Genomic DNA, 20,026 nt, shown 5'->3' on the forward strand with positions numbered 1-20,026 from the left:
TAGTGATTCTGGCGGGCTCAGAAAGCAAAAACCCCCGCCAAAGGCGAGGGTTACAAATAAGTGGTGCCCGGACTCGGAATCGAACCAAGGACACGGGGATTTTCAATCCCCTGCTCTACCGACTGAGCTATCCGGGCAACGGGGCGCATTAAACCCGATCCTCCTTCCGGCGTCAACGAAATTTGTTGCTTTCGGTGCAGACTGCACACTCTCTCACCATTTCGTCGCAAACTTAAGCGAAAAAGTGCGTCCAGAGCGCGGAAAGCGGCATCGCGAGCAGCAGGGCAGGGAGCATGTTCACCACTGCAAACATCTTAATGCCACAGATGCGCAGCCCTGTCGCCAGCAGCAACAGGCCGCCGACGGCGGTAAAGTCTGCCATCATCGCTGGCGTTGTCAGCGGCAGGATCAGCGTGGCGCAGGTGGCCAGCGCCAGCTGAATAAGCAACATCGGCACACAAATCGCGGCGACGGCGATGCCGAGGGTGGTGGCAAAAATGGTGGCAGTAAAGAAATCCAGAAACGCTTTCGCAATCAATATGCTGGGATCGCCGGTCATCCCTTCCTGCATCGAACCGAATATCCCCGTGCCGCTGGCGCAGAACAGAATAATGATCGCAACGTAGTTCTGAATAAACGACTCGTGCGTGCCGTGCTTCGCCTTGCCCGGTCGGGCAATCAGATTTTTGGCTTTGCCTACCGCGTGATTAATGCCTTTTTCCAGATAGCAAAACTCGCCGATCAGCGCGCCGAGCAGCGTCGCCAGTACCATCACCGGCAGGTTGGCGCATTTCACCACTAAAAGGATACCAATCCCTAATGACGCCAGGCCAAATATAGAGGGCATAGAGACGCGAATACGCTCTGGCAAGCGCTGACTTAATACTGCCCCAAGTACACCGCCCAGCAATACGGCTCCCGCATTGATAAAGGGTCCAATCACCACGTTTAACTCCTGTTATTTAAGCACTGGCATTGCATGATTATGACACGTCCGTCCCTGATTATGCTTAGCTTTGGGAGGCGTAACGCATACTGATTCCTTCTTGCACCTGAAAATAAAAGGTGACATGATTGCGCGAATTTTCTCCTTCCTGTCTCACCGTTCGGTGAGGGTATTTGCGCTTATGAAAACCATGAAAATTGCCGTCAGCCGTGAGCTGGTATCCAAAGTTTCTACGCATCGCGAAAAAGTTATGCTGGATAACACCGATTTCACCGATGTGGCGGCAGTCGTCATTACGGTTGTTGAAAGCTACAGCGGCATTCTTGCGTTGCTGAAGCGTACGGGCTTTCAGCTACCGGTATTTATGTTCTCAACAGAGCCAGGAGAGGTGCCAGAGGGTGTCACAGCGATCATCTCAGGTAAAGCACAGGAATTGCTGGAACTGGAATCTGCCGCCTGCCGGTATGAAGAGAACCTGCTGCCACCCTTTTTTGACACCCTGAGCCAGTATGTGGCGATGGGAAACAGCACCTTTGCCTGTCCGGGTCACCAGCACGGTGCCTTTTTCAAAAAACACCCGGCGGGGCGGCAGTTTTACGACTTCTTCGGTGAAAACGTGTTTCGTGCCGATATGTGCAATGCCGACGTGAAGCTCGGTGATTTGCTGATCCACGAAGGCTCCGCCAAGCACGCGCAAAAGTTCGCGGCGAAAGTGTTCAACGCGGATAAAACCTACTTCGTGCTGAACGGCACGTCGGCGGCCAATAAAGTGGTGACCAATGCGCTGCTGACCCGTGGCGATCTGGTGCTGTTCGATCGTAACAACCATAAGTCCAACCATCATGGGGCGCTGATCCAGGCCGGGGCAACGCCTGTCTATCTTGAGGCAGCCCGTAATCCGTTTGGTTTTATCGGCGGGATTGATGAACACTGCTTTGATGAGGCCTGGCTGCGGGAACTGATCCGTGACGTCGCGCCGCAGAAAGCCGCCGAGGCGCGCCCGTTCCGTCTGGCGATCATTCAGCTCGGCACCTACGATGGCACGATCTACAACGCCCGTCAGGTGATCGACAAGATCGGTCACCTTTGCGACTACATCCTCTTTGACTCCGCCTGGGTCGGCTACGAGCAATTTATCCCGATGATGGCGGAAACGTCTCCGCTTCTGCTGGAACTGAACGAGAACGATCCGGGAATTTTCGTGACCCAGTCGGTGCATAAGCAGCAGGCCGGGTTCTCGCAAACCTCGCAGATCCATAAAAAGGATAACCATATTCGCGGTCAGTCGCGCTTCTGCCCGCACAAGCGGCTGAACAACGCGTTCATGCTGCATGCCTCCACCAGCCCGTTTTACCCGCTGTTTGCGGCGCTGGACGTGAACGCCAAGATCCACGAGGGCGAGAGCGGACGCAGGCTGTGGGCGGAGTGCGTCGAGCTTGGCATTGAAGCGCGCAAGGCCATCATCGCTAACTGCCATATGATCAAACCGTTTATCCCGCCGGTGGTGGCGGGGCGGCCATGGCAGGATCACCCCACGCAGGCTATTGCCAGCGAGCGTCGCTTCTTTAGTTTTGAACCGGGTGCAAAATGGCACGGTTTTGAAGGCTATGCCCGCGAGCAGTATTTCGTCGATCCGTGCAAGCTGCTGCTGACCACGCCGGGCATTGATGCTGAAACAGGGCACTATACCGATTTCGGCATTCCGGCGACCATTCTCGCCCACTACCTGCGCGAAAACGGCATTGTGCCGGAGAAGTGCGATCTCAACTCCATCCTGTTCCTGCTGACACCAGCCGAGAGCGCGGAGAAGCTGATGCAGCTGGTGGCGATGCTGGGGCAGTTTGAGCAGCATATTGAAGACGACACGCCGCTCGCGGATATGCTTCCGACTATCTATCAGAAATACCCGGTGCGTTACCGCGACTACACGATCCGTCAGCTGTGCCAGGAGATGCACGATCTCTACGTCAGCTTTAACGTGAAGGATTTACAGAAGGCGATGTTCCGTCAGGAGAGCCTGCCTGCCGTGGTGATGAACCCGCAGGATGCCAACCAGGAGTACATTCGCGGGAACGTCGAACTGGTGCGTATTCGTGACGCCGAAGGACGCATTGCCGCCGAAGGTGCGCTGCCATACCCGCCGGGCGTGCTGTGTGTGGTGCCTGGGGAAGTCTGGGGTGGAGCAGTACAGCGCTACTTCCTGGCGCTGGAAGAGGGCATAAATATGCTGCCGGGTTTCTCGCCAGAGTTGCAGGGCGTTTACAGCGAGAAAGATGCGGACGGGATTAAGCGGCTGTATGGATACGTATTGAATGTCTGAACGTAGGCCGGGTAAGCGTTAGCGCCACCCGGCGAGTTGCCCGGTGGCGCAAGCTTACCGGGCCTACAATACTGCGTCAGGCTTCTGCGCGGCGGTACATCCTTCTCGGATGCCCGATCTTTCCGTACAGCATCTCCACTGTCAGAAAACCCACCTCCACGCAGTGTTCCAGATAGCGCCGGGTGGTGGTTTTACTCAGGCCCGTCTCGCTCACCACCTCATCCACCGTAAAACAGTGCGCCGCCTTGTTGTTAAACAGCGTTTGCACCCGCGCCAGCGTGTTCTCCTCTATCCCTTTGCTGCCGTTGTCCAGGCGATAGTTTTTCGCCTGCAATTGATAGAGTGAATCCACGTTCTGCTGGTCGACAATCTTCCAGACGCGCTGCTGTTCGGCAAACTGCACAAAACGTTCCAGCGACTGGCTCAGGCGCTTCCAGGAAACCGGCTTGAGGATGTAGTCGAACGCGCCGTTACGAATTGCCTGGCTACAGGTGTCCATATCGCTGGCGGCGGTGATGAAAATCACCGAGCAGTTGGCGCGGGTGAGCATCGGGTTGCTGATAAGGGTGATGCCTTTGCCGTCCGGCAGGTAGTTATCCAGCAGCATCAGCTTCGGCTGTTTGCTCTCCAGTTGTACCTGCGCGTCGGCCAGCGACGCGGCAATCCCCACCAGCCTCAGGCGCGGATGTTTTCCGATAAGCTCCGCGTGCAGTTGCGCCAGTTCGTTCTCGTCTTCAACAATCAGTACGTCGATAAGTTCATGTTGCATAGTCGGTATCTTCCAGTTCCTGTACGGGGTGCCGGGCCGTTCCCGTGGCGGGAATAAACAGTGAGAAAATGGCACCGCGTGGGGTGTTATCGGCAACTTCAATTGCACCGCCAGCCTGTGTGACATAGCTTTCAATCAGATACAGGCCAATACCATGATCGCCGCGCGTTTTGGTGGTGATGCCGCGCTCAAAGATCCGGTCGCGGATCTCCGGTGTGATGCCGACGCCCTGGTCGGCGACTTCAATAATCAGTTCCTGCTCGTTCAGCTTTATCAGCACGTCCACCGGGGCATGCGGGAGCGGTGCACGCTGGGTCGCTTCAATGGCGTTATCCAGCAAGTTCCCGATGATCGAGATAAGTTCTGATTCGAGCAGCGGCAGGAACGGTTTATCCACCCGGCAGGCCGGGTCGAAACTCAGCTCAACGCCTTTTTCACGCGCGCGGGCGGCCTTTCCAAGCAGCAAACCACACAGCGTCGGGGAGCTAAAGCGGGACGAGATAAAGTCCAGCAGCTCCTGAGCATGTTCCGACTGCGCCTGTATGTAGCGAATTGCCTCGTCATAACGGCCCATATGCAGCAGGCCAGACAGCGTAGTCATGCGGTTCAGCTGTTCATGGCGCATGATGCGCAGGTTATCAACATAGCGCTTCACCTGGCTGAGCTGGGCGCTGAGCGAGTCGATCTCGTTGCGATCGCGAAAGGTGATCACCCATCCCTGCAATGCATCTTCCAGCATGATCCGCACCCGGCTGGCAATGACCGTGAGATCGTTAAAGCGACAGATCTCATCGTGGGTGTCTTTCGCAAGCATGGTTTGCGCATTGAAGAACGGGACGGGCGCGATCACCTGGCTGATGAGCTGACCCCGCAGTTCGCGGGCGGGCTGGCGTAAGCCTAATAATTTACGCGCCGCCTGGTTGATCACCTCAATGCGAAGATCGTCGTCGATGGCAATCACCCCTTCGTAAATGGATTCCATCATCGCCTTTTGCTGGCGCACCAGCAGGCCGATTTCGCGCGGCTCCAGAGAGAATATCTGCTTCTTGATGCTGCGGGTGAAGAACCAGGAGAAAATAAACAGGGCGATAAGCAGCAGCACGGCAGCAATCAGGATATTAACCACCTTGCTGACGGTGATGGTGTCCATATAGCTCGTGAGATAGCCTACCGAAACAATCCCCACCACCTGCCCGGCATCATTAAAAATGGGCGCTTTGCTGCGCAGCGAAATGCCTAACCCGCCCTTGCGGATGGTGATGGTGCTTTTGCCGCGTAATACCTCGTCGTTATCTCCGCCAACCAGCGTTTTGCCTACCCGGTCGGCAAACACGGAATGGAAAAGATGCAGCCCTTTATTGTCACCAATCACAATAAAACTGGCGTCGCTGTGGGCGGCTATTTTCTGCATGAAATCATGGATGCCCTGGATATCCTTTTGTTCGACTTCTTTTCGCAGGGTAGGAATAAGCGCAATTTCTTCGGCCTGTATTTTTGCACGCGCGCTCATTTCCTGATAAAGCTGCCTGCCGACATCGACATAATAATATCCCCCCAGTAATGCGAACAGCACTGAGAAAAAGGCGACCAGCGAAATAAACAGCTTGATCTGAAACGATACTTTCATAACTATCACGCGAGATATCAACAGGTCGGCTGAATATATCATCTTTTAAGGCCAGGATGCCCGCTTTGCCGAAAACTTGTGATCCCTTGCACAGCGCAGCCTGTAAAAGATTTTTCCGAAAGTCTCATCCTCTTAAGGTTAAATGAATAAATGTTATTTCTTTGTTCGGTTAAGAAAAGAAACCATAAAAACCACGGTAATAAATAAGGCATAAATCACATTAAATAAAAGAAACCATTAAAACCATAGCGGCCATTAAAACTTCGCTTTTAATATGCCTTCCCTCACATAAAGTAAGCCTTTGTGACTCTAAGCTGAACGCACAAAATAACTAAGGGGCTTATTATGAGCACAACTGACGATTCATTCTCTGTTACCCACGACCCGATTGATATTCAGCGGCCATCGCTCAAAGAGCGCTGGTGGCATATTATGGATACCTGGAAAATCGGCATTATTCCTCTGCCGCTGTTCGTTCTGGCGGGCGCGCTGATTGCGATTGATTGCCTGGGCGGAAAACTGCCGAGCGACATCGTGGTCATGGTGGCTACGCTGGCCTTCTTCGGCTTTGCCTGCGGCGAGTTTGGCAAACGCCTGCCGATTGTCGGCAAGCTCGGCGCGGCGGCAATTTGCGCCACCTTTATCCCTTCCGCGCTGGTCTATTACGGCCTGCTGCCGGACGTGGTGGTTGAGTCCACGACCAAATTCTATAAATCCACCAATATTCTCTACCTCTATATCTGCTGCATTATCGTCGGCAGCATCATGAGTATGAACCGCACCGTGCTGATCCAGGGCTTCCTGCGCATCTTCTTCCCGATGCTGTGCGGTGAAATCGTCGGCATGATTGTCGGCATGGGTGTTGGGCTGGCGCTGGGCCTCGAGCCGTTCCAGATCTTCTTCTTTATCATTCTGCCTATCATGGCGGGCGGCGTCGGGGAAGGGGCGATCCCGCTCTCCATCGGCTATGCCACCCTGCTGCACATGGATCAGGGCGTGGCGCTGGGTCGCGTACTGCCGATGGTGATGCTCGGCGGCCTGACGGCGATCATTATCTCCGGCTGCCTCAACCAGCTCGGGAAACGCTACCCGCACCTGACCGGTGAAGGCCAGCTGATGCCGAATCGCGCCAACGCCGATGCCACTGTTTCCCAACCTGCGTTCTCCGGCAAAGCGGACGTGACGACCATCGCCTCGGGCGCGCTGCTGGCGGTGCTGCTGTACATGCTGGGCATGCTCGGTCACAAGCTGATTGGTCTGCCAGCGCCGGTGGGCATGTTGTTTATGGCGGTGCTGGTGAAGCTCTGCAACGGCGCCTCTCCACGTCTGCTGGAGGGTTCCCAGGTGGTGTACAAATTCTTCCAGACCTCCGTGACCTACCCAATCCTCTTCGCTGTCGGCGTGGCGATTACCCCATGGCATGAACTGGTGGCGGCGTTCACCGTCAGCAACCTGCTGGTTATTGTCAGCACCGTTTCCGCGCTGGTGGCGACCGGATTCTTCGTTGGCAAAAAGATTGGTATGCACCCGATTGATGTCGCCATCGTCTCCTGCTGTCAGAGCGGGCAGGGCGGCACCGGTGACGTGGCGATCCTGACCGCAGGCAACCGCATGAGCCTGATGCCATTCGCCCAGATTGCTACCCGTATCGGCGGCGCGATTAACGTCTCTGTCTCACTGCTGATTCTGGGCAACTTCCTCGTTTAAGTTTTCAGGAAAGAACAATGAAACTCGCAAGCTTTTTATACCAGGGAAAACGCAGCTACGGCATCGTACAGGCCGAAGGCGTGATTGATTTGGGCCGCCGCCTGGGCGACCGCTATGGCGACCTTAAAGCGCTGTTGCAGGGGAACGGGCTGGCGCAGGCCACCCGTTTTCTGAACGACGCGGTGGATGTACCGCTGAACGCCATCACCTTCTTACCGGTGATTGTCCAGCCGGAAAAAATCCTCTGCGTGGGCATGAACTATGCCGACAAGCGCAAGGAGTTTGACCAGCACAACCCGGCCCCGACGCTGTTTGTCCGCTTCCCGGATTCACAGACCGGCCACAACGAGCCGGTGCTGAAGCCGCGCCACTCCAGCGAGTTCGACTACGAAGGCGAGCTGGCGGTGATCATCGGCAAAGGCGGGGAGAACATCAGCCGCGACGACGCCCTGCGCCACGTGGCGGGCTACAGCTGCTACATGGACGGCTCCGCCCGCGACTGGCAGCACACCTGGTTCACCGCCGGGAAAAACTGGCGCCAGACCGGGGCGTTCGGCCCGTGGATGGCGACGGCGGATGAGATCCCGGACCCGCACAGCCTGGCGATCCGCACCTGGCTGAACGGCCGCATGGTGCAGGAGGACAACACCAGCAGCATGATCCACAAGGTGGCGGAGCTGATCGAGTACATCAGCACCTTCACCCGTCTCAGCCCGGGCGACGTGATCATCACCGGCTCCCCTGGCGGCGTGGGTAAAAAGCGCAACCCGCCGCTGTTTATGAAGGAGGGGGATCGCATTGAGGTGGAGATCGAGCATATCGGTCATCTGAGCAACGTGATCGTGGAAGCGCCAGCCGTCGGGCTCGCGGCAGCGCACTGAGTAAGGCGGCAGCATGCAATCGCAACCCATTGATTTTCGGCACACCGTTGTGGCGAAACACCCGGAACGCTTAAGCCAGATCCGCTACCTGCTGGCAGACAGCGGCCTTGGCCTGGACAACGACATCACGCTGTTTGTCGAAGCCTGGTCCGGCGCGCAGCTGGTGGGTTGCGCCGGGCTGGCTGCCAACGTCATCAAATGCGTGGCGGTCAACGAGCAGCTTCGTGGGGAAAACCTCAGCGCGCGTCTGCTGGCAGAGGTGGAAAATGCGGCGCTGGAGCGCGGCCATTTTCACCTCTTCCTCTGCACCCGTCCGTGCAATAAGGAGCGCTTTGCCCGCAGCGGTTTCTGGCCGATTGCCCAGAGCGGGAACAACGCGGTGCTAATGGAGAACACTCCGCAGGGGATCGAACGCTACTGCCGTTCCCTGCGAGCTAAGCGCAGGTGTGGGGAAAAAATGGGCGCGATCGTGATGAACGCCAATCCCTTCACCCTCGGCCACCGTCATCTGGTGGAGCAGGCGGCGGCGCAGTGCGATGCCCTGCATCTGTTTGTGGTGCGTGAAGACGCCTCGTTCTTCCCGTTCAGCGCGCGCATTGAGATGGTGCGTGCGGGCGTGGCGCATCTGCCGAACGTGGTGGTGCATGAAGGCTCGCAGTACATCATCTCCCGCGCCACGTTTCCGGCCTACTTCCTGAAGGAGACCGGCAAAGTGCAGCAGGCGTGGAGCGAGATCGACGTGCTGATCTTTCGGGACTATATCGCCCCGGCGCTGGGCATCACGCACCGCTTCATCGGCTCGGAGCCGTTCTGCGACATCACCCGCCAGTACAACCAGACGCTGCACGACCTGCTGGCCTCGCATATTGAGGTGGTGGAGATGCCGCGCATCAAGGCCACCGGCAACGCCATTTCGGCCTCGGAAGTGCGCCGTTTACTCAAGACACAGCAGTTTTCCCGGATCCGGGAGATTGTCCCGGACTCCACCTTCGCGCACCTCGAAGCACATTATCGCGCGAGTGCGGAAGTCGCATAACTATCAGGAATTTATCATGAATATTGTAAGGGAGGCGCTGGCCGGAACGCAGGAGTCCAGCGACCTGATGGTGAAAATCGCCCCCGCTCACGGTGAGCTGGAGATTGTCATCCACAGTGAAGTGATTAAGCAGTTTGGCGAGCAGATACGCCAGGTGGTCAACGACACATTGCGCGCCATGAACGTGCACCAGGGATTAATCATTATTGAAGACAAAGGGGCGCTGGACTGTGTGATCCGCGCCCGCCTGCAAAGCGCGCTTCTGCGTGCCGCAGATGAACAGGCCATCAACTGGGGGGCGCTGAAATGAGTAAACTCCGCCGCAGTATGCTGTTCCTGCCGGGCGCCAATGCCGCCATGCTCTCTACCGCCTTTATTTACCGCCCCGACTCCATCATGTTTGACCTTGAGGACGCCGTGGCCCTGCGCGAGAAAGACACCGCACGCATGCTGGTGTTCCACGCGTTGCAGCACCCAATGTATCAGGATATCGAAACCGTGGTGCGCATTAACCCGCTGAGCACGCCGTTTGGCCTGCTGGATCTGGAGGCCGCCGTGCGCGCGGGCGTGGACGTGATTCGCCTGCCGAAAACCGACACCCCGGATGACATCTACGAGCTGGAAGGCCACCTCGAGCGCATTGAGCAGGCGTGCGGGCGTGAGGTGGGTTCTACCCGCGTGATGGCGGCGATTGAATCGGCCATTGGCGTCATCAACGCCGTGGCGATTGCCCGCAGCTCCCCGCGCCTGATCGGCATCGCGCTGGCCGCCTTTGACTACGTGATGGACATGCAGACCGAGCGCGGCGACGGCACCGAGCTGTTCTACGCCCGCTGCGCCGTGCTGCACGCCGCCCGCGCCGCCGGTATCGATGCCTTCGACGTGGTGTGGTCAGACGTTAACGACGAAGCCGGGTTCCTGCGCGAGGTCGACCTGATCCGCAAGATGGGCTTCAACGGCAAATCGCTGATTAACCCGCGCCAGATAGACCTGCTGCACAACGCCTACGCCCCGACTCAGGAAGAGGTGGATCACGCCAAAAGGGTGATTGAGGCGGCAGAAGAGGGCGAGCGTAACGGCCTGGGCGTGGTGTCGCTCAACGGCAAAATGGTGGATGCACCGATTATTAACCACGCGCAGGTGGTGCTGGAGCGCGCGGCGGCCTCCGGCGTGCGTCGGTAAGGATGACATAATGAATCAGACAGAACTTCTCCATGTAAATTTCCCCCATCTGCGGGACTTAAAACCCTTTGATACCGCCCACAGCGCGACGCCGTGGCTGGCGGACAGCGAGGCGAAGCACAGCCGCAAGCTCTGCGCCTCTGTTGAAGAGGCGGTTAAGCGCTGCGGCTTGCAGGACGGGATGACCATCTCCTTCCACCATGCCTTTCGCGAAGGCGACCGGGTGATCAACACCGTCGTGGCGCTGCTGGCGCGGATGGGCTTCAAAAATCTGACCCTGGCTTCCAGCTCGCTGATGACCTGCAATGACGCGCTGATCGAACATATCGAGAGTGGCGTCATCACCCGGATTTACACCTCCGGCATGCGCGGCAGGCTGGCGGATGCCATCTCCCACGGGCTGATGGACGAGCCGGTACAAATTCACTCCCACGGCGGGCGCGTGAAGCTGCTCCAGGACGGCGAACTGAACATCGACGTGGCGTTTCTTGGCGTGCCGTGCAGCGATGAGTTTGGCAACGCCAACGGCACGCACGGCAAATCGTGCTGCGGTTCGCTGGGCTACGCCATGGTGGATGCGCACTTTGCCCGTAAGGTGGTGCTGCTTACGGAAGAACTGGTGCCGTTTCCGAATATGCCCGCCAGCCTGGTGCAGGATCAGGTGGACTACATCGTGCAGGTGGAGAGCGTGGGCGACCCGGCGAAAATCAGCGTCGGCGCGGCGCGCGTCACCAGCAACCCGCGCGAGCTGATGATCGCCCGCTATGCGGCGGACGTGATTGAATACTCAGGCTATTTCAAACCAGGCTTCTCGATGCAGACCGGCTCCGGCGCGGCGGCCACCGCCTGCACCCGTTTTATGGAAGAGAAGATGGAGCGCAGCGGCGTGAAGGCGCGCTTCGCCCTTGGCGGCATCACCGGCAGCCTGGTGGATCTGCACGAGAAGGGGCTCATCGAAACGCTGCTCGACACCCAGTGCTTTGACGGCCAGGCAGCGGCCTCGCTGGCGCGCAACCCGAACCACGTGGAGATCTCCACCAACGTCTACGCCAACCCCGGCAGCAAGGCGGCAAGCTGCGACCAGCTCGACGTGGTGATCCTCAGCGCCCTGGAAATCGACGTCGACTTTAACGTCAATGTCATCACCGGATCCGACGGCGTGATGCGCGGCGCATCCGGCGGACATTGCGACGTGGCGGCGGCAGCCAACCTGACCATTGTGGTCGCGCCGCTGCTGCGAAGCCGCATCCCGACGGTGGTGAAGCGCGTTACCACCCGCCTCACGCCGGGGGAGAGCATTGACGTGCTGGTAACCGATCACGGCATCGCGGTCAACCCGGCGCGCCCGGAGATCCGCGAACGACTCATGGAAGCAGGGCTGAAGGTTGTAGATATCAACGCGCTGTATGAGCGAGCGATTTCGTTGACAGGCGTACCGAAACCGATTGAGTTCACAGACAAAATCGTCGGGGTGATCCGCTACCGTGACGGCAGCGTGATCGACACCGTACGACAGGTAAAGGAGGAAGTGTGACGATTGCGACACCCGTGCGGAGGGGTGTCAGCCTGGACGAACTGCTGGCGGCGAAAGAGCGCCGCGCAGCGCGCCAGGCTGACATGCTTGAGCACTATCAACAACCGGTGATCTCCCTCACGCTGGTTACGCCCGGGGAAATCAAAGACAGCCTTCGCTATCGCAACACCATGGGCGTGGCGCTGCAAATGTGCGACCAGCTGCTGTGGGAAAACCGCTGGCAGGTGCTGGACCGCCGGGTGCTGTGGCTACCCACCGGAGCTGAAGCCTTGTGGTGCGTCGCCCATCCGGCGGCGGAAATTAAAGCGCACTGTGCAGAACTGGAGCAGACGCACCCGCTCGGCAGGCTGTGGGATCTGGATGTGATCTGCCCTCAGCACGGCCACGTCGGGCGTCAGTCGCTGGGGGCGAATCTCAGACGCTGCCTGATCTGTGACGAGCCCGCTCATGCCTGTTCCCGTTCGCGGCACCATCCCGTTGAGCAGGTGGTTTCCCGCGTAGAGAAGATGATCGATGACTGGTTTGCTCGCGGCTGAACCGCGCCCGGTTGACGTGCCTGCGCTTGCCGCAGAGGCGCTGTGGCAGGAGCTGGAGCTGACGCCAAAACCGGGGCTGGTGGACCGGCTCAATAACGGCTCCCATCGCGATATGGACCATGCCTTGTTTGTCCGCAGCATTATGGCGATTACGCCGTGGTTTGCCCGGTTTGCGGAACTGGGTGAAGCACATGCGGCCAAACCTGCCGATCGGCAGTTGCGGATTCTCCGCCCAATGGGAATGGCCTGCGAGCAGGCAATGTACGCCGCCACAGGCGGGGTAAATACCCACAAGGGCGGTATTTTTGCCCTCGGTTTGCTCTGCTTCGCCGCCGGGCGTGTGAAAAATATCTCTGTGGATAGCCTCTGTGGTGAGGTAAGTAACATCTGTCGTGGGCTGGTGGCGCGGGAGCTGGCCGGGCGCAGCGGGCAGGCAACGGCGGGGGAGCGGCAGTTTCAGCTGTACGGTTTAACCGGCGCGCGCGGCGAGGCGGAAAGCGGCTTTGCCACGGTGCGTAAGGCTTTGGATGCGTGGAACGGTCAGTCGCTTCACGGCCTGCTGTTGCGCCTGATGGCGGTAAATCAGGACAGTAATCTCGTTTCGCGCGGCGGCACTGAAGGGCTGCGCTACGTTCAGGGCTACGCGCGGGAACTGCTGGCTAACGGCTGGGACTGCGAGGCGTTGCTGAAGATGGATAAAGCATTGATTGAACGCAATCTGAGCCCGGGCGGCAGCGCAGATTTGCTGTCGGTGGGGTGGGTGCTGTCTGCTATAAAATAGCCGGGTGGCGGCTACGCCTTACCCAGCCTACGATCTGGTTTTCCAGGCCCGGTAAGCGCAGCGCCACCGGGCACAACAATCAATGCGCGATCGGCTGCGCACCGTGCGGTTCGCGCACGTGCTTGTACTTGAACAGCGCGATGAACGCGAAGAACAGCACCAGCGAGTACCCGGCGAAGATCAGCCATACTGGCTGCCAGTTGGTGATGCCGTTGGTGGTGTACATCTCAACCACTTTGCCGCTCACCACGCCGCCCAGAATACAGCCGAAGCCGTTGGTCATCATCAGGAACATGCCCTGCGCACTGGCGCGGATTTCAGGCTTCACCTCTTTTTCCACAAACACCGAGCCGGAGATGTTGAAGAAGTCGAAGGCACAGCCGTAAACAATCATCGACAGAACCAGCAGCACGGTGCCGAACGCGCTTGGGTCGCCATAGGCGAACAGACCGAAGCGCAACATCCAGGCGGCGATACTGATCAGCATGACGTTCTTGATACCGTAGCGGCTCAGGAAGAACGGGATGGTCAGGATGAACAGCGTCTCGGAGATCTGCGAGATGGACATCATCACCGACGCGTGTTCGACGATAAAGCTCCCGGCAAACAGCGGATCGTTATCGAAGCTGTGCAGGAAGGTATTACCGAACATGTTGGTGATTTGCAGTTCCGCGCCCAGCAGCATGGAGAAGATAAAGAAGATCGCCATGCGCTTGTTTTTGAACAGCGCGAAGGCGTCCAGGCCAAGCATGGTGCTCCAGCTCTGGTTTTTCTGCTGGTTAGACACCGGAATGGTGGGCAGCGTCAGGGTGAACAGCGCCAGCAGCACGGAGAGCGCTGCGCCGATGTAGAGCTGCATATGGCTCAGCTCGAAGCCCGCGAAGCTCACGCCCCACATCGCCATGATAAAGCCGATGGTGCCCCAGATACGGATTGGCGGGAAGTCGGTGACGATATCCAGACCGGCAGATTTCAGGCGATAGTAGGAGATGGTGTTGATCAGGCCAAGCGTTGGCATATAGGCCAGCGAGTTAAGCAGGATCACCATGAACATCGCCCCCGGCGTGGTCACTTCGGCCGCCATAAACAGCGTCCCCGCACCCACCAGGTGGCAAAGCATATACAGCCATTTCGCGCTTAGCCATTTATCCGCCACGATACCGAGCAGCGTTGGCATGAAGACAGCCGCAATACCCAGCGAGCTGTAAACGGCACCGATCGACGCACCATCGAACTTGAGCGTCACAAACATATAGGAGCCGAGTGTAGTCAGCCAGCTACCCCACAGGCAGAACTGCAGAAACGACAAGATTTTAAGCTGCAGCTTAAGGTTCATGTTACTTTCCTCACAAGTGAGCGGGAGATATGTTGTTTTGGGAACATTCAGGGTTGTTATTTGATGCAATTCTATCAGTTGGCAACGATATGTTTTGTTACCTCCCGCAAAAAAATGCAATCCACATTAATTTGCAGTCTGGATTGTGATGCAAATAGCATTTTCGTATGGGTGGGGGAGATGGGGGCGGCCTGATGCCCTCACCCTGGCCCTCTCCCACGGGGAGAGGGAACTTGAACACCCTCTCCCCTTTGGGGAGAGGGCAGGGTGAGGGGAATGTCGGTTTTAGCGGCGACGATAGTTCTTCTGCGCCGTATTCACCTTATACAGATAGCGGCGGGATTCCGCAGACGGGTGGCGGGTGGTGAGGGTAGCGTACACATCCCCCGGCGCCATGCTGTTGATGATGTTCGCGGCCTGCACTTTGTCATTTGAGAAGACGCGCAGCACGCTGCCCGCGCCACCGTTATAGGCGGTGATCACCGCATAGCGGCGTGAGGTTGGGTTATCAATCCCGCCCAGGTAGACATTGTTCAGCATCGCCAGGTAGGCCGTACCGGTATCAATGTTGCTTTGCGGATCGAACAGGTAGCTGCGGCTCGGCGTGCCGGATTTCCCCTGCGCGCGGAACACGTCTTTACCGGCGCTGTGCTGCACAACCTGCATCAGCCCCAGGGCGTCGGAACGGCTTACCGCGTAGGGGTTGAACGAGGACTCGGTCTGCATAATCGCCAGGATCAGCGACTCATCCACGCCATACTTACGCGACGCCTGACGCACCATGCCCAGATACTTATGCGCACGCTTGTCGAGGTGGTTCGGCACCAGGTTGATCGTGACGCTGTAGATCACTTTCAGGCCGTTGGTGCGGCTTTTCAGGCGCGTTTGCAGCAGGTAGTCGGCGAATTTCGTGGCGCGGCCTTCCCAGCGGATCGGCTGACCGGTCTGGTCAACGACCTGGCCATACAGGAATGGCTCTTTGGAGATGGTGATGTCATCGGCATCAGAGTAGAGGTCGATAGACCCCGGATCGTCGCCCATCAGCAGGGTTTTGATGATGGCCTGACGTAAATGCGCCGCAGGTTCAGTCCCCGCGATGGTTTCAACCGTAATCGTACCGTCATCGAAGTTGATGTGGCTACGGGTCTGATAGGCGTCGGTGTACTTAACGTAGTCCTTCGGTCCGGCAATAAGAACTTCGTTAAATCCCCATATGTTCTCGATGTTGTGGGCAAACTGCCCCATCAAAATGTCAAAACCGTTGGTGTCCTTGACCCAGGCTTCGTTGTATTCATCGCCTTTTTTGGAAGAACAAGACACAAGCAACGGCGCAACAAGGGCTAGCGCTAAAAGTTTTTTCATCATTCCGGGAGTGCGTGTTGTGTTTGCTTTGGGGTTGCTGTTGCCGGGTGGCGCTGCGCTTACCCGGCCTACAAAACCGTAGGCCCGTGCAAGCGCAGCGCCGCCGGGCAGCAGCCGCAGAGTATTATTTTTCCGGTGGCGTATAGCCTTCGATGTGGACGTCTTTACCCTCGAACAGGAAGTTCACCATCTCCTGCTCCAGCAGTTTGCGGTGTTCCGGGTTCATCATGCTGAGCTTTTTCTCGTTGATCAGCATGGTCTGCTTCTTCTGCCACTGTCCCCAGGCTTCTTTGGAGATCTCGTTGTAAATGCGCTTACCCAGATCGCCCGGGTAGAGCTGGAAATCCTGGCCTTCAGCGTCGCGCTGTAGGAAAGTACAAAAAATGGTTCTGGCCATACTCATTCCTCTTTGTCTTGCCGATGCTAAACCATTGCACCGACACGTAATTGCTGTAACAGGCGCTCCACGGGAGCCGCCAGCCCGACTGATGGCGGTTGCGCTAAGTTATACCAGAGAGCGGTGCCTTCATCCATGCACGACGTGAATGAGGACACGGGAAGCCACATCGGCACAATGTCCAGATGAAAATGGCTGAAGGTATGACGGAACGCGTTGAGTTGCGTCAGGGTATCGGCCGCAATGCCGCGCTGTTCAAGCCATGCCCGAAGTGAGGCTTCATCCTCAAACTGTGGGAAGCAGTATAGACCACCCCACAGGCCACTCGGCGGGCGCTGAGCGAGAAACACCTCGTCGCCATGCTGCATCAGCAGCATATAGCCGGTACGCTCCGGCAGCGTCTGCCTGGGTTTTTTACCTGGATACTGCGCCCACGAATGGTTGGCATACGCCACGCAGAGGTTGTTCACCGGGCAGAGTTCGCATTTCGGTTTGGAGCGCGTGCAGACCATCGCGCCGAGATCCATCATTGCCTGGTTAAAACGCTCGACGCCTTTCGCCGGAGTGACCGCGTCGCTGATCTCCCACAGGCGTTTTTCTACGTCCTTCTTCCCCGGCCAGCCGTCAACGGCATAGCAGCGCGCGAGCACGCGCTTGACGTTGCCGTCGAGGATCGGGAAATGTTTGCCTAAGGACAGGGAGAGAATGGCGCCTGCGGTTGAACGTCCGACGCCGGGTAAATCGGCCACTTCGTCAAAGGTTTCCGGGAATTTACCGTTGTGGCGGGTGGCGACCTGCTGTGCGGCTTTGTGCAGGTTGCGCGCGCGGGCGTAATAGCCGAGGCCTGTCCACAGGTGCAGTACCTCGTCCAGCGGCGCGTTGGCCAGATCGGTGATTGTCGGGAAGCGCGCCATAAAACGCTCGAAGTAAGGAATGACCGTCGCGACCTGCGTTTGTTGCAACATCACCTCGGAGAGCCATACTTTGTACGGCGTCTTTTCAATTTGCCAGGGCAGGGTTTTACGCCCGTATTTGTCGTACCAGTCCAGCACCTGGGCTGAAAATTGAGAGGCTTGCATGGTCATCGATTCGCTTAATCAGGGACGCAGATTGCAGCACAGCGTCAATCTGCTGTAAACCGGATCTTTCCCATGCTTGCATAGAAGCCTTAACTTTGGATAATGCCCGTTTCCCGAACACTCTCACAAGCAGACAACTCTTTTATGAAAAACGACGTCATTTCACCGGAATTTGATGAAAACGGTCGCCCGCTGCGCCGTATTCGCAGCTTTGTCCGCCGTCAGGGGCGCCTGACAAAAGGGCAGCAACACGCGCTGGACAACTACTGGCCGGTGATGGGCGTTGAGTTCAGCGAGCAGCCGCTCGACTTCACCGACCTGTTTGGCCGCGACGCGCCAGTGACGCTGGAGATTGGTTTTGGCATGGGCACCTCGCTGGTGACTATGGCGAAAGCGCGCCCGGAGCAGAACTTCCTCGGTATTGAAGTACACTCGCCGGGCGTCGGTGCGTGCCTGGCAACGGCCCACGAAGAGGGCGTTGAGAACCTGCGCGTTATGTGTCACGACGCGGTGGAAGTGCTGCACAAAATGATTCCTGACAATTCTTTGAACATGGTTCAGCTCTTTTTCCCTGACCCATGGCACAAAGCGCGTCATAATAAACGCCGTATCGTTCAGGCACCGTTTGCCGAGCTGGTGAAAAGCAAGCTTAAGCTGGGCGGCGTCTTCCACATGGCGACCGACTGGGAACCTTATGCGGAACATATGCTGGAAGTGATGTCGTCGCTGGACGGGTATAAAAATCAGTCTGAAAGCAACGACTACGTACCGCGTCCGGATTCACGTCCGGTGACAAAATTTGAACAGCGTGGCCATCGTCTTGGTCACGGCGTATGGGACTTAATGTTCGAGAGGGTGAAATAATGGCAAAGAATCGTAGCCGTCGTCTGCGTAAAAAGATGCACATCGAAGAATTCCAGGAAGTGGGTTTCTCCGTTGCCTGGCGTTTCCCGGAAGGCACCAGCGTTGAGCAGATCGATCAGGACGTTGATGCGTTCATCAACGAGGTGATCGAACCAAACAAGCTGGCCTTCGACGGTAGCGGCTATCTGGCGTGGGAAGGTCTGATTTGCACCCAGGAAGTGGGGAAATGCACCGAAGAGCATCAGGCGCTGGTACGCAAATGGCTTGAAGACCACAAACTGGAAGATGTCCGCGTTAGCGAACTTTTCGACGTTTGGTGGGACTAATAAAGCAAGAACGGGGCCAGCATTAGCTGGCCCATTTTGTCTGAGGGAGTGTTTAAGATGCGCAAAACGTTGCTGGCTGTTGCTTTACTGGCAATCGGATCCACCGCCCATGCGGAGTATAAATGTAGCGTCACCCCGCGTGATGACGTGGTGCTGAGTCCGCAAACCGTGCAGGTTAAGGGCGAGAATGGCAATCTGGTGATTACGCCGGATGGCAACGTGACCTTTAACGGCAAACCGCAAAACCTGACGGCCGCCCAGCGCGAGCAGGCGATGGACTACCAGGCCGAGTTGCGTACCGCGCTGCCCTGGATCAACGATGGCGCGCTGACCCGCGTTGAAAAGAGCCGCGTGGCGCTGGATAAAATCATCACCAAAGAGGTGGGGGAGAGCAGCAATATGCGCACCCGCCTGACAAAGCTGGATAAACAGCTGAAAGAGCAGATGAACCGTATTATCGAGACGCGCTCTGATGGCCTGACGTTCCACTATAAGGCGATCGATCAGGTGCGTGCCGACGGTCAGCAGCTGGTGAACCAGGCGATGGGCGGCATTCTCCAGGACAGCATCAACGAGATGGGCGCCAAAGCGGTGCTGAAGGGCGGCGGTAATCCGTTGCAGGGTGTACTGGGTAGCCTGGGCGGACTGCAAACCTCGATTCAGAACGAGTGGAAGAATCAGGAAGCCGATTTCCAGCAGTTCGGCAAAGACGTGTGTAAACGCGTGGTGTCTCTGGAAGACAGCCGGAAGGCGCTGGTGGGGACGTTGAAGTAATGCACTTCGCCCCTCACCCTAACCCTCTCCCCAAAGGGGCGAGGGAATAGTTTGCTCCCTCACTTTAACCCTTTCCCTCAGGGGCGAGGGAATGGTTTGCCCCCTCACTTTCACCCTTTCCCCAACGGGGCGAGGGAATAGTTTGCGCCCTCACATTAACCCTTTTCCTAAAGGGGCGAGGGGGGTGGTTTGCCCCCTCTCCCTTTCAGGGAGAGGGCCGGGGTGAGGGTTGCAGCGCTTGCAGCGTTTCAAGGATCCTTTCTAACACCGCCTCTTCGTTATTCCAGAGTTCGTTGTTCCAGAATCGAATAACGTGCCAGCCCTTATGGTTTAACCACAATGTCCTTTGTCGATCGTATTCCTGATTTTCATCATGTTGTCCGCCATCCAGCTCAACGGCCAGCCGAGCCGCGCAACAGGCGAAATCCAGAATGTAGTGACCTACCGGGTGCTGTCGGCGAAATTTATAATTTTCGAAACGGCGGCTGCGCAGTAAATACCAAAGCCGTCTTTCTTCCTGTGTCAGCTCGCGTCTGAGCTGTTTTGCATAAGAACAAGTAATTTCCATC

Annotated in this window: 20 protein-coding genes and 1 tRNA gene; 12 read left to right on the forward strand and 9 right to left on the reverse strand. The window is 57.4% G+C overall.

Annotated features, from left to right (window positions below):
• Window positions 1–61: 61 nt before the first annotated feature.
• Window positions 62–137 (reverse strand) — tRNA-Phe (locus ACOTW6_RS08090).
• A gap of 95 nt (window positions 138–232) precedes the next feature.
• Entirely contained in the window at window positions 233–946 is a 714-nt protein-coding gene (locus ACOTW6_RS08095) for a DUF554 domain-containing protein (protein WP_003862452.1), read from the reverse strand.
• 181 nt (window positions 947–1,127) lie between these two features.
• Here ACOTW6_RS08095 and ACOTW6_RS08100 point away from each other — a divergent pair, with 181 nt between their 5' ends.
• Window positions 1,128–3,266, forward strand: coding sequence for an ornithine decarboxylase (locus ACOTW6_RS08100; protein ID WP_213788979.1), 2,139 nt, complete (start codon window positions 1,128–1,130; stop codon window positions 3,264–3,266).
• 76 nt (window positions 3,267–3,342) lie between these two features.
• On the opposite strand, the gene ACOTW6_RS08105 is transcribed toward ACOTW6_RS08100, so the two are convergent.
• Window positions 3,343–4,035, reverse strand: a complete 693-nt coding sequence (locus ACOTW6_RS08105; protein WP_062933235.1) for a response regulator — start codon at window positions 4,033–4,035, stop codon at window positions 3,343–3,345.
• Window positions 4,025–5,662 carry an ATP-binding protein gene (locus ACOTW6_RS08110; protein WP_421766241.1) on the reverse strand — a complete coding sequence of 546 codons (1,638 nt, stop codon included), beginning with the start codon at window positions 5,660–5,662 and terminating at the stop codon, window positions 4,025–4,027. Before ACOTW6_RS08110 ends, ACOTW6_RS08105 begins: the two co-directional genes overlap by 11 nt.
• Before the next feature lie 345 nt (window positions 5,663–6,007).
• Between ACOTW6_RS08110 and ACOTW6_RS08115 the strand changes: the two genes are divergently transcribed.
• From ACOTW6_RS08115 to citG, 8 genes are read left to right on the forward strand one after another with little or no spacing between them, the layout of a single operon-like run.
• The gene (locus tag ACOTW6_RS08115) at window positions 6,008–7,369 is read left to right on the forward strand and encodes a 2-hydroxycarboxylate transporter family protein (RefSeq protein ID WP_015571852.1); all 1,362 of its coding nucleotides are present in this window, start codon (window positions 6,008–6,010) and stop codon (window positions 7,367–7,369) included.
• 17 nt (window positions 7,370–7,386) lie between these two features.
• On the forward strand, window positions 7,387–8,250 hold the full coding sequence (locus tag ACOTW6_RS08120; protein WP_015571851.1) for a fumarylacetoacetate hydrolase family protein: 864 nt from the start codon (window positions 7,387–7,389) through the stop codon (window positions 8,248–8,250).
• Window positions 8,251–8,263: 13 nt separating this feature from the next.
• The gene (citC, locus tag ACOTW6_RS08125; protein WP_121478582.1) at window positions 8,264–9,286 is read left to right on the forward strand and encodes a [citrate (pro-3S)-lyase] ligase; all 1,023 of its coding nucleotides are present in this window, start codon (window positions 8,264–8,266) and stop codon (window positions 9,284–9,286) included.
• Between the two features lie 16 nt (window positions 9,287–9,302).
• A complete protein-coding gene (citD, locus tag ACOTW6_RS08130) occupies window positions 9,303–9,596 on the forward strand; it encodes a citrate lyase acyl carrier protein (RefSeq protein WP_017382935.1) in 294 nt (97 codons plus the stop codon).
• Window positions 9,593–10,468 (forward strand): citrate (pro-3S)-lyase subunit beta, encoded by an 876-nt coding sequence (gene citE / locus ACOTW6_RS08135; protein ID WP_045349722.1) that lies wholly within the window; start codon window positions 9,593–9,595, stop codon window positions 10,466–10,468. The genes citD and citE overlap by 4 nt, the downstream gene beginning before the upstream one ends.
• A 10-nt stretch (window positions 10,469–10,478) precedes the next feature.
• The gene (citF, locus tag ACOTW6_RS08140; protein WP_213788981.1) at window positions 10,479–12,002 is read left to right on the forward strand and encodes a citrate lyase subunit alpha; all 1,524 of its coding nucleotides are present in this window, start codon (window positions 10,479–10,481) and stop codon (window positions 12,000–12,002) included.
• Complete coding sequence (gene citX, locus ACOTW6_RS08145; protein WP_213788982.1) at window positions 11,999–12,538, forward strand: citrate lyase holo-[acyl-carrier protein] synthase; 540 nt, start codon at window positions 11,999–12,001, stop codon at window positions 12,536–12,538. Before citF ends, citX begins: the two co-directional genes overlap by 4 nt.
• On the forward strand, window positions 12,516–13,319 hold the full coding sequence (citG, locus tag ACOTW6_RS08150) for a triphosphoribosyl-dephospho-CoA synthase CitG (RefSeq protein WP_121478585.1): 804 nt from the start codon (window positions 12,516–12,518) through the stop codon (window positions 13,317–13,319). Before citX ends, citG begins: the two co-directional genes overlap by 23 nt.
• A 79-nt stretch (window positions 13,320–13,398) precedes the next feature.
• Here the strand turns inward: citG and ACOTW6_RS08155 are convergent, their stop codons facing one another.
• From ACOTW6_RS08155 to mutY, 4 genes are all read right to left on the reverse strand, one after another.
• Complete coding sequence (locus ACOTW6_RS08155; RefSeq protein WP_015571846.1) at window positions 13,399–14,655, reverse strand: nucleoside permease; 1,257 nt, start codon at window positions 14,653–14,655, stop codon at window positions 13,399–13,401.
• A 285-nt stretch (window positions 14,656–14,940) separates the two neighbouring features.
• Window positions 14,941–16,017, reverse strand: coding sequence for a membrane-bound lytic murein transglycosylase MltC (gene mltC / locus ACOTW6_RS08160; protein WP_003862427.1), 1,077 nt, complete (start codon window positions 16,015–16,017; stop codon window positions 14,941–14,943).
• A gap of 124 nt (window positions 16,018–16,141) precedes the next feature.
• Window positions 16,142–16,414, reverse strand: coding sequence for an oxidative damage protection protein (locus ACOTW6_RS08165; RefSeq protein ID WP_003862425.1), 273 nt, complete (start codon window positions 16,412–16,414; stop codon window positions 16,142–16,144).
• Window positions 16,415–16,440: 26 nt separating this feature from the next.
• Entirely contained in the window at window positions 16,441–17,493 is a 1,053-nt protein-coding gene (mutY, locus tag ACOTW6_RS08170) for an A/G-specific adenine glycosylase (protein ID WP_213788983.1), read from the reverse strand.
• 144 nt (window positions 17,494–17,637) lie between these two features.
• On the opposite strand from mutY, the gene trmB reads away from it, so the two are divergent.
• The 3 genes from trmB to ACOTW6_RS08185 are packed head-to-tail and all read left to right on the forward strand — an operon-like array spanning window position 17,638 to window position 19,457.
• A complete protein-coding gene (gene trmB / locus ACOTW6_RS08175) occupies window positions 17,638–18,357 on the forward strand; it encodes a tRNA (guanosine(46)-N7)-methyltransferase TrmB (RefSeq protein WP_015571843.1) in 720 nt (239 codons plus the stop codon).
• Window positions 18,357–18,683: a YggL family protein gene (locus ACOTW6_RS08180; RefSeq protein WP_003862421.1), complete on the forward strand. Its 327-nt coding sequence runs from the start codon at window positions 18,357–18,359 to the stop codon at window positions 18,681–18,683. The genes trmB and ACOTW6_RS08180 overlap by 1 nt, the downstream gene beginning before the upstream one ends.
• Before the next feature lie 57 nt (window positions 18,684–18,740).
• Window positions 18,741–19,457, forward strand: coding sequence for a DUF2884 domain-containing protein (locus ACOTW6_RS08185; protein WP_003862419.1), 717 nt, complete (start codon window positions 18,741–18,743; stop codon window positions 19,455–19,457).
• A gap of 205 nt (window positions 19,458–19,662) precedes the next feature.
• Here the strand turns inward: ACOTW6_RS08185 and ACOTW6_RS08190 are convergent, their stop codons facing one another.
• On the reverse strand, window positions 19,663–20,025 hold the full coding sequence (locus ACOTW6_RS08190; RefSeq protein ID WP_213788984.1) for an endonuclease domain-containing protein: 363 nt from the start codon (window positions 20,023–20,025) through the stop codon (window positions 19,663–19,665).
• Window position 20,026 lies beyond the last annotated feature (1 nt).

The organism is Enterobacter cloacae complex sp. IR5403 (assembly GCF_049238705.1).
GTDB classification, from domain to species: Bacteria; Pseudomonadota; Gammaproteobacteria; order Enterobacterales; family Enterobacteriaceae; genus Enterobacter; species Enterobacter hormaechei_C.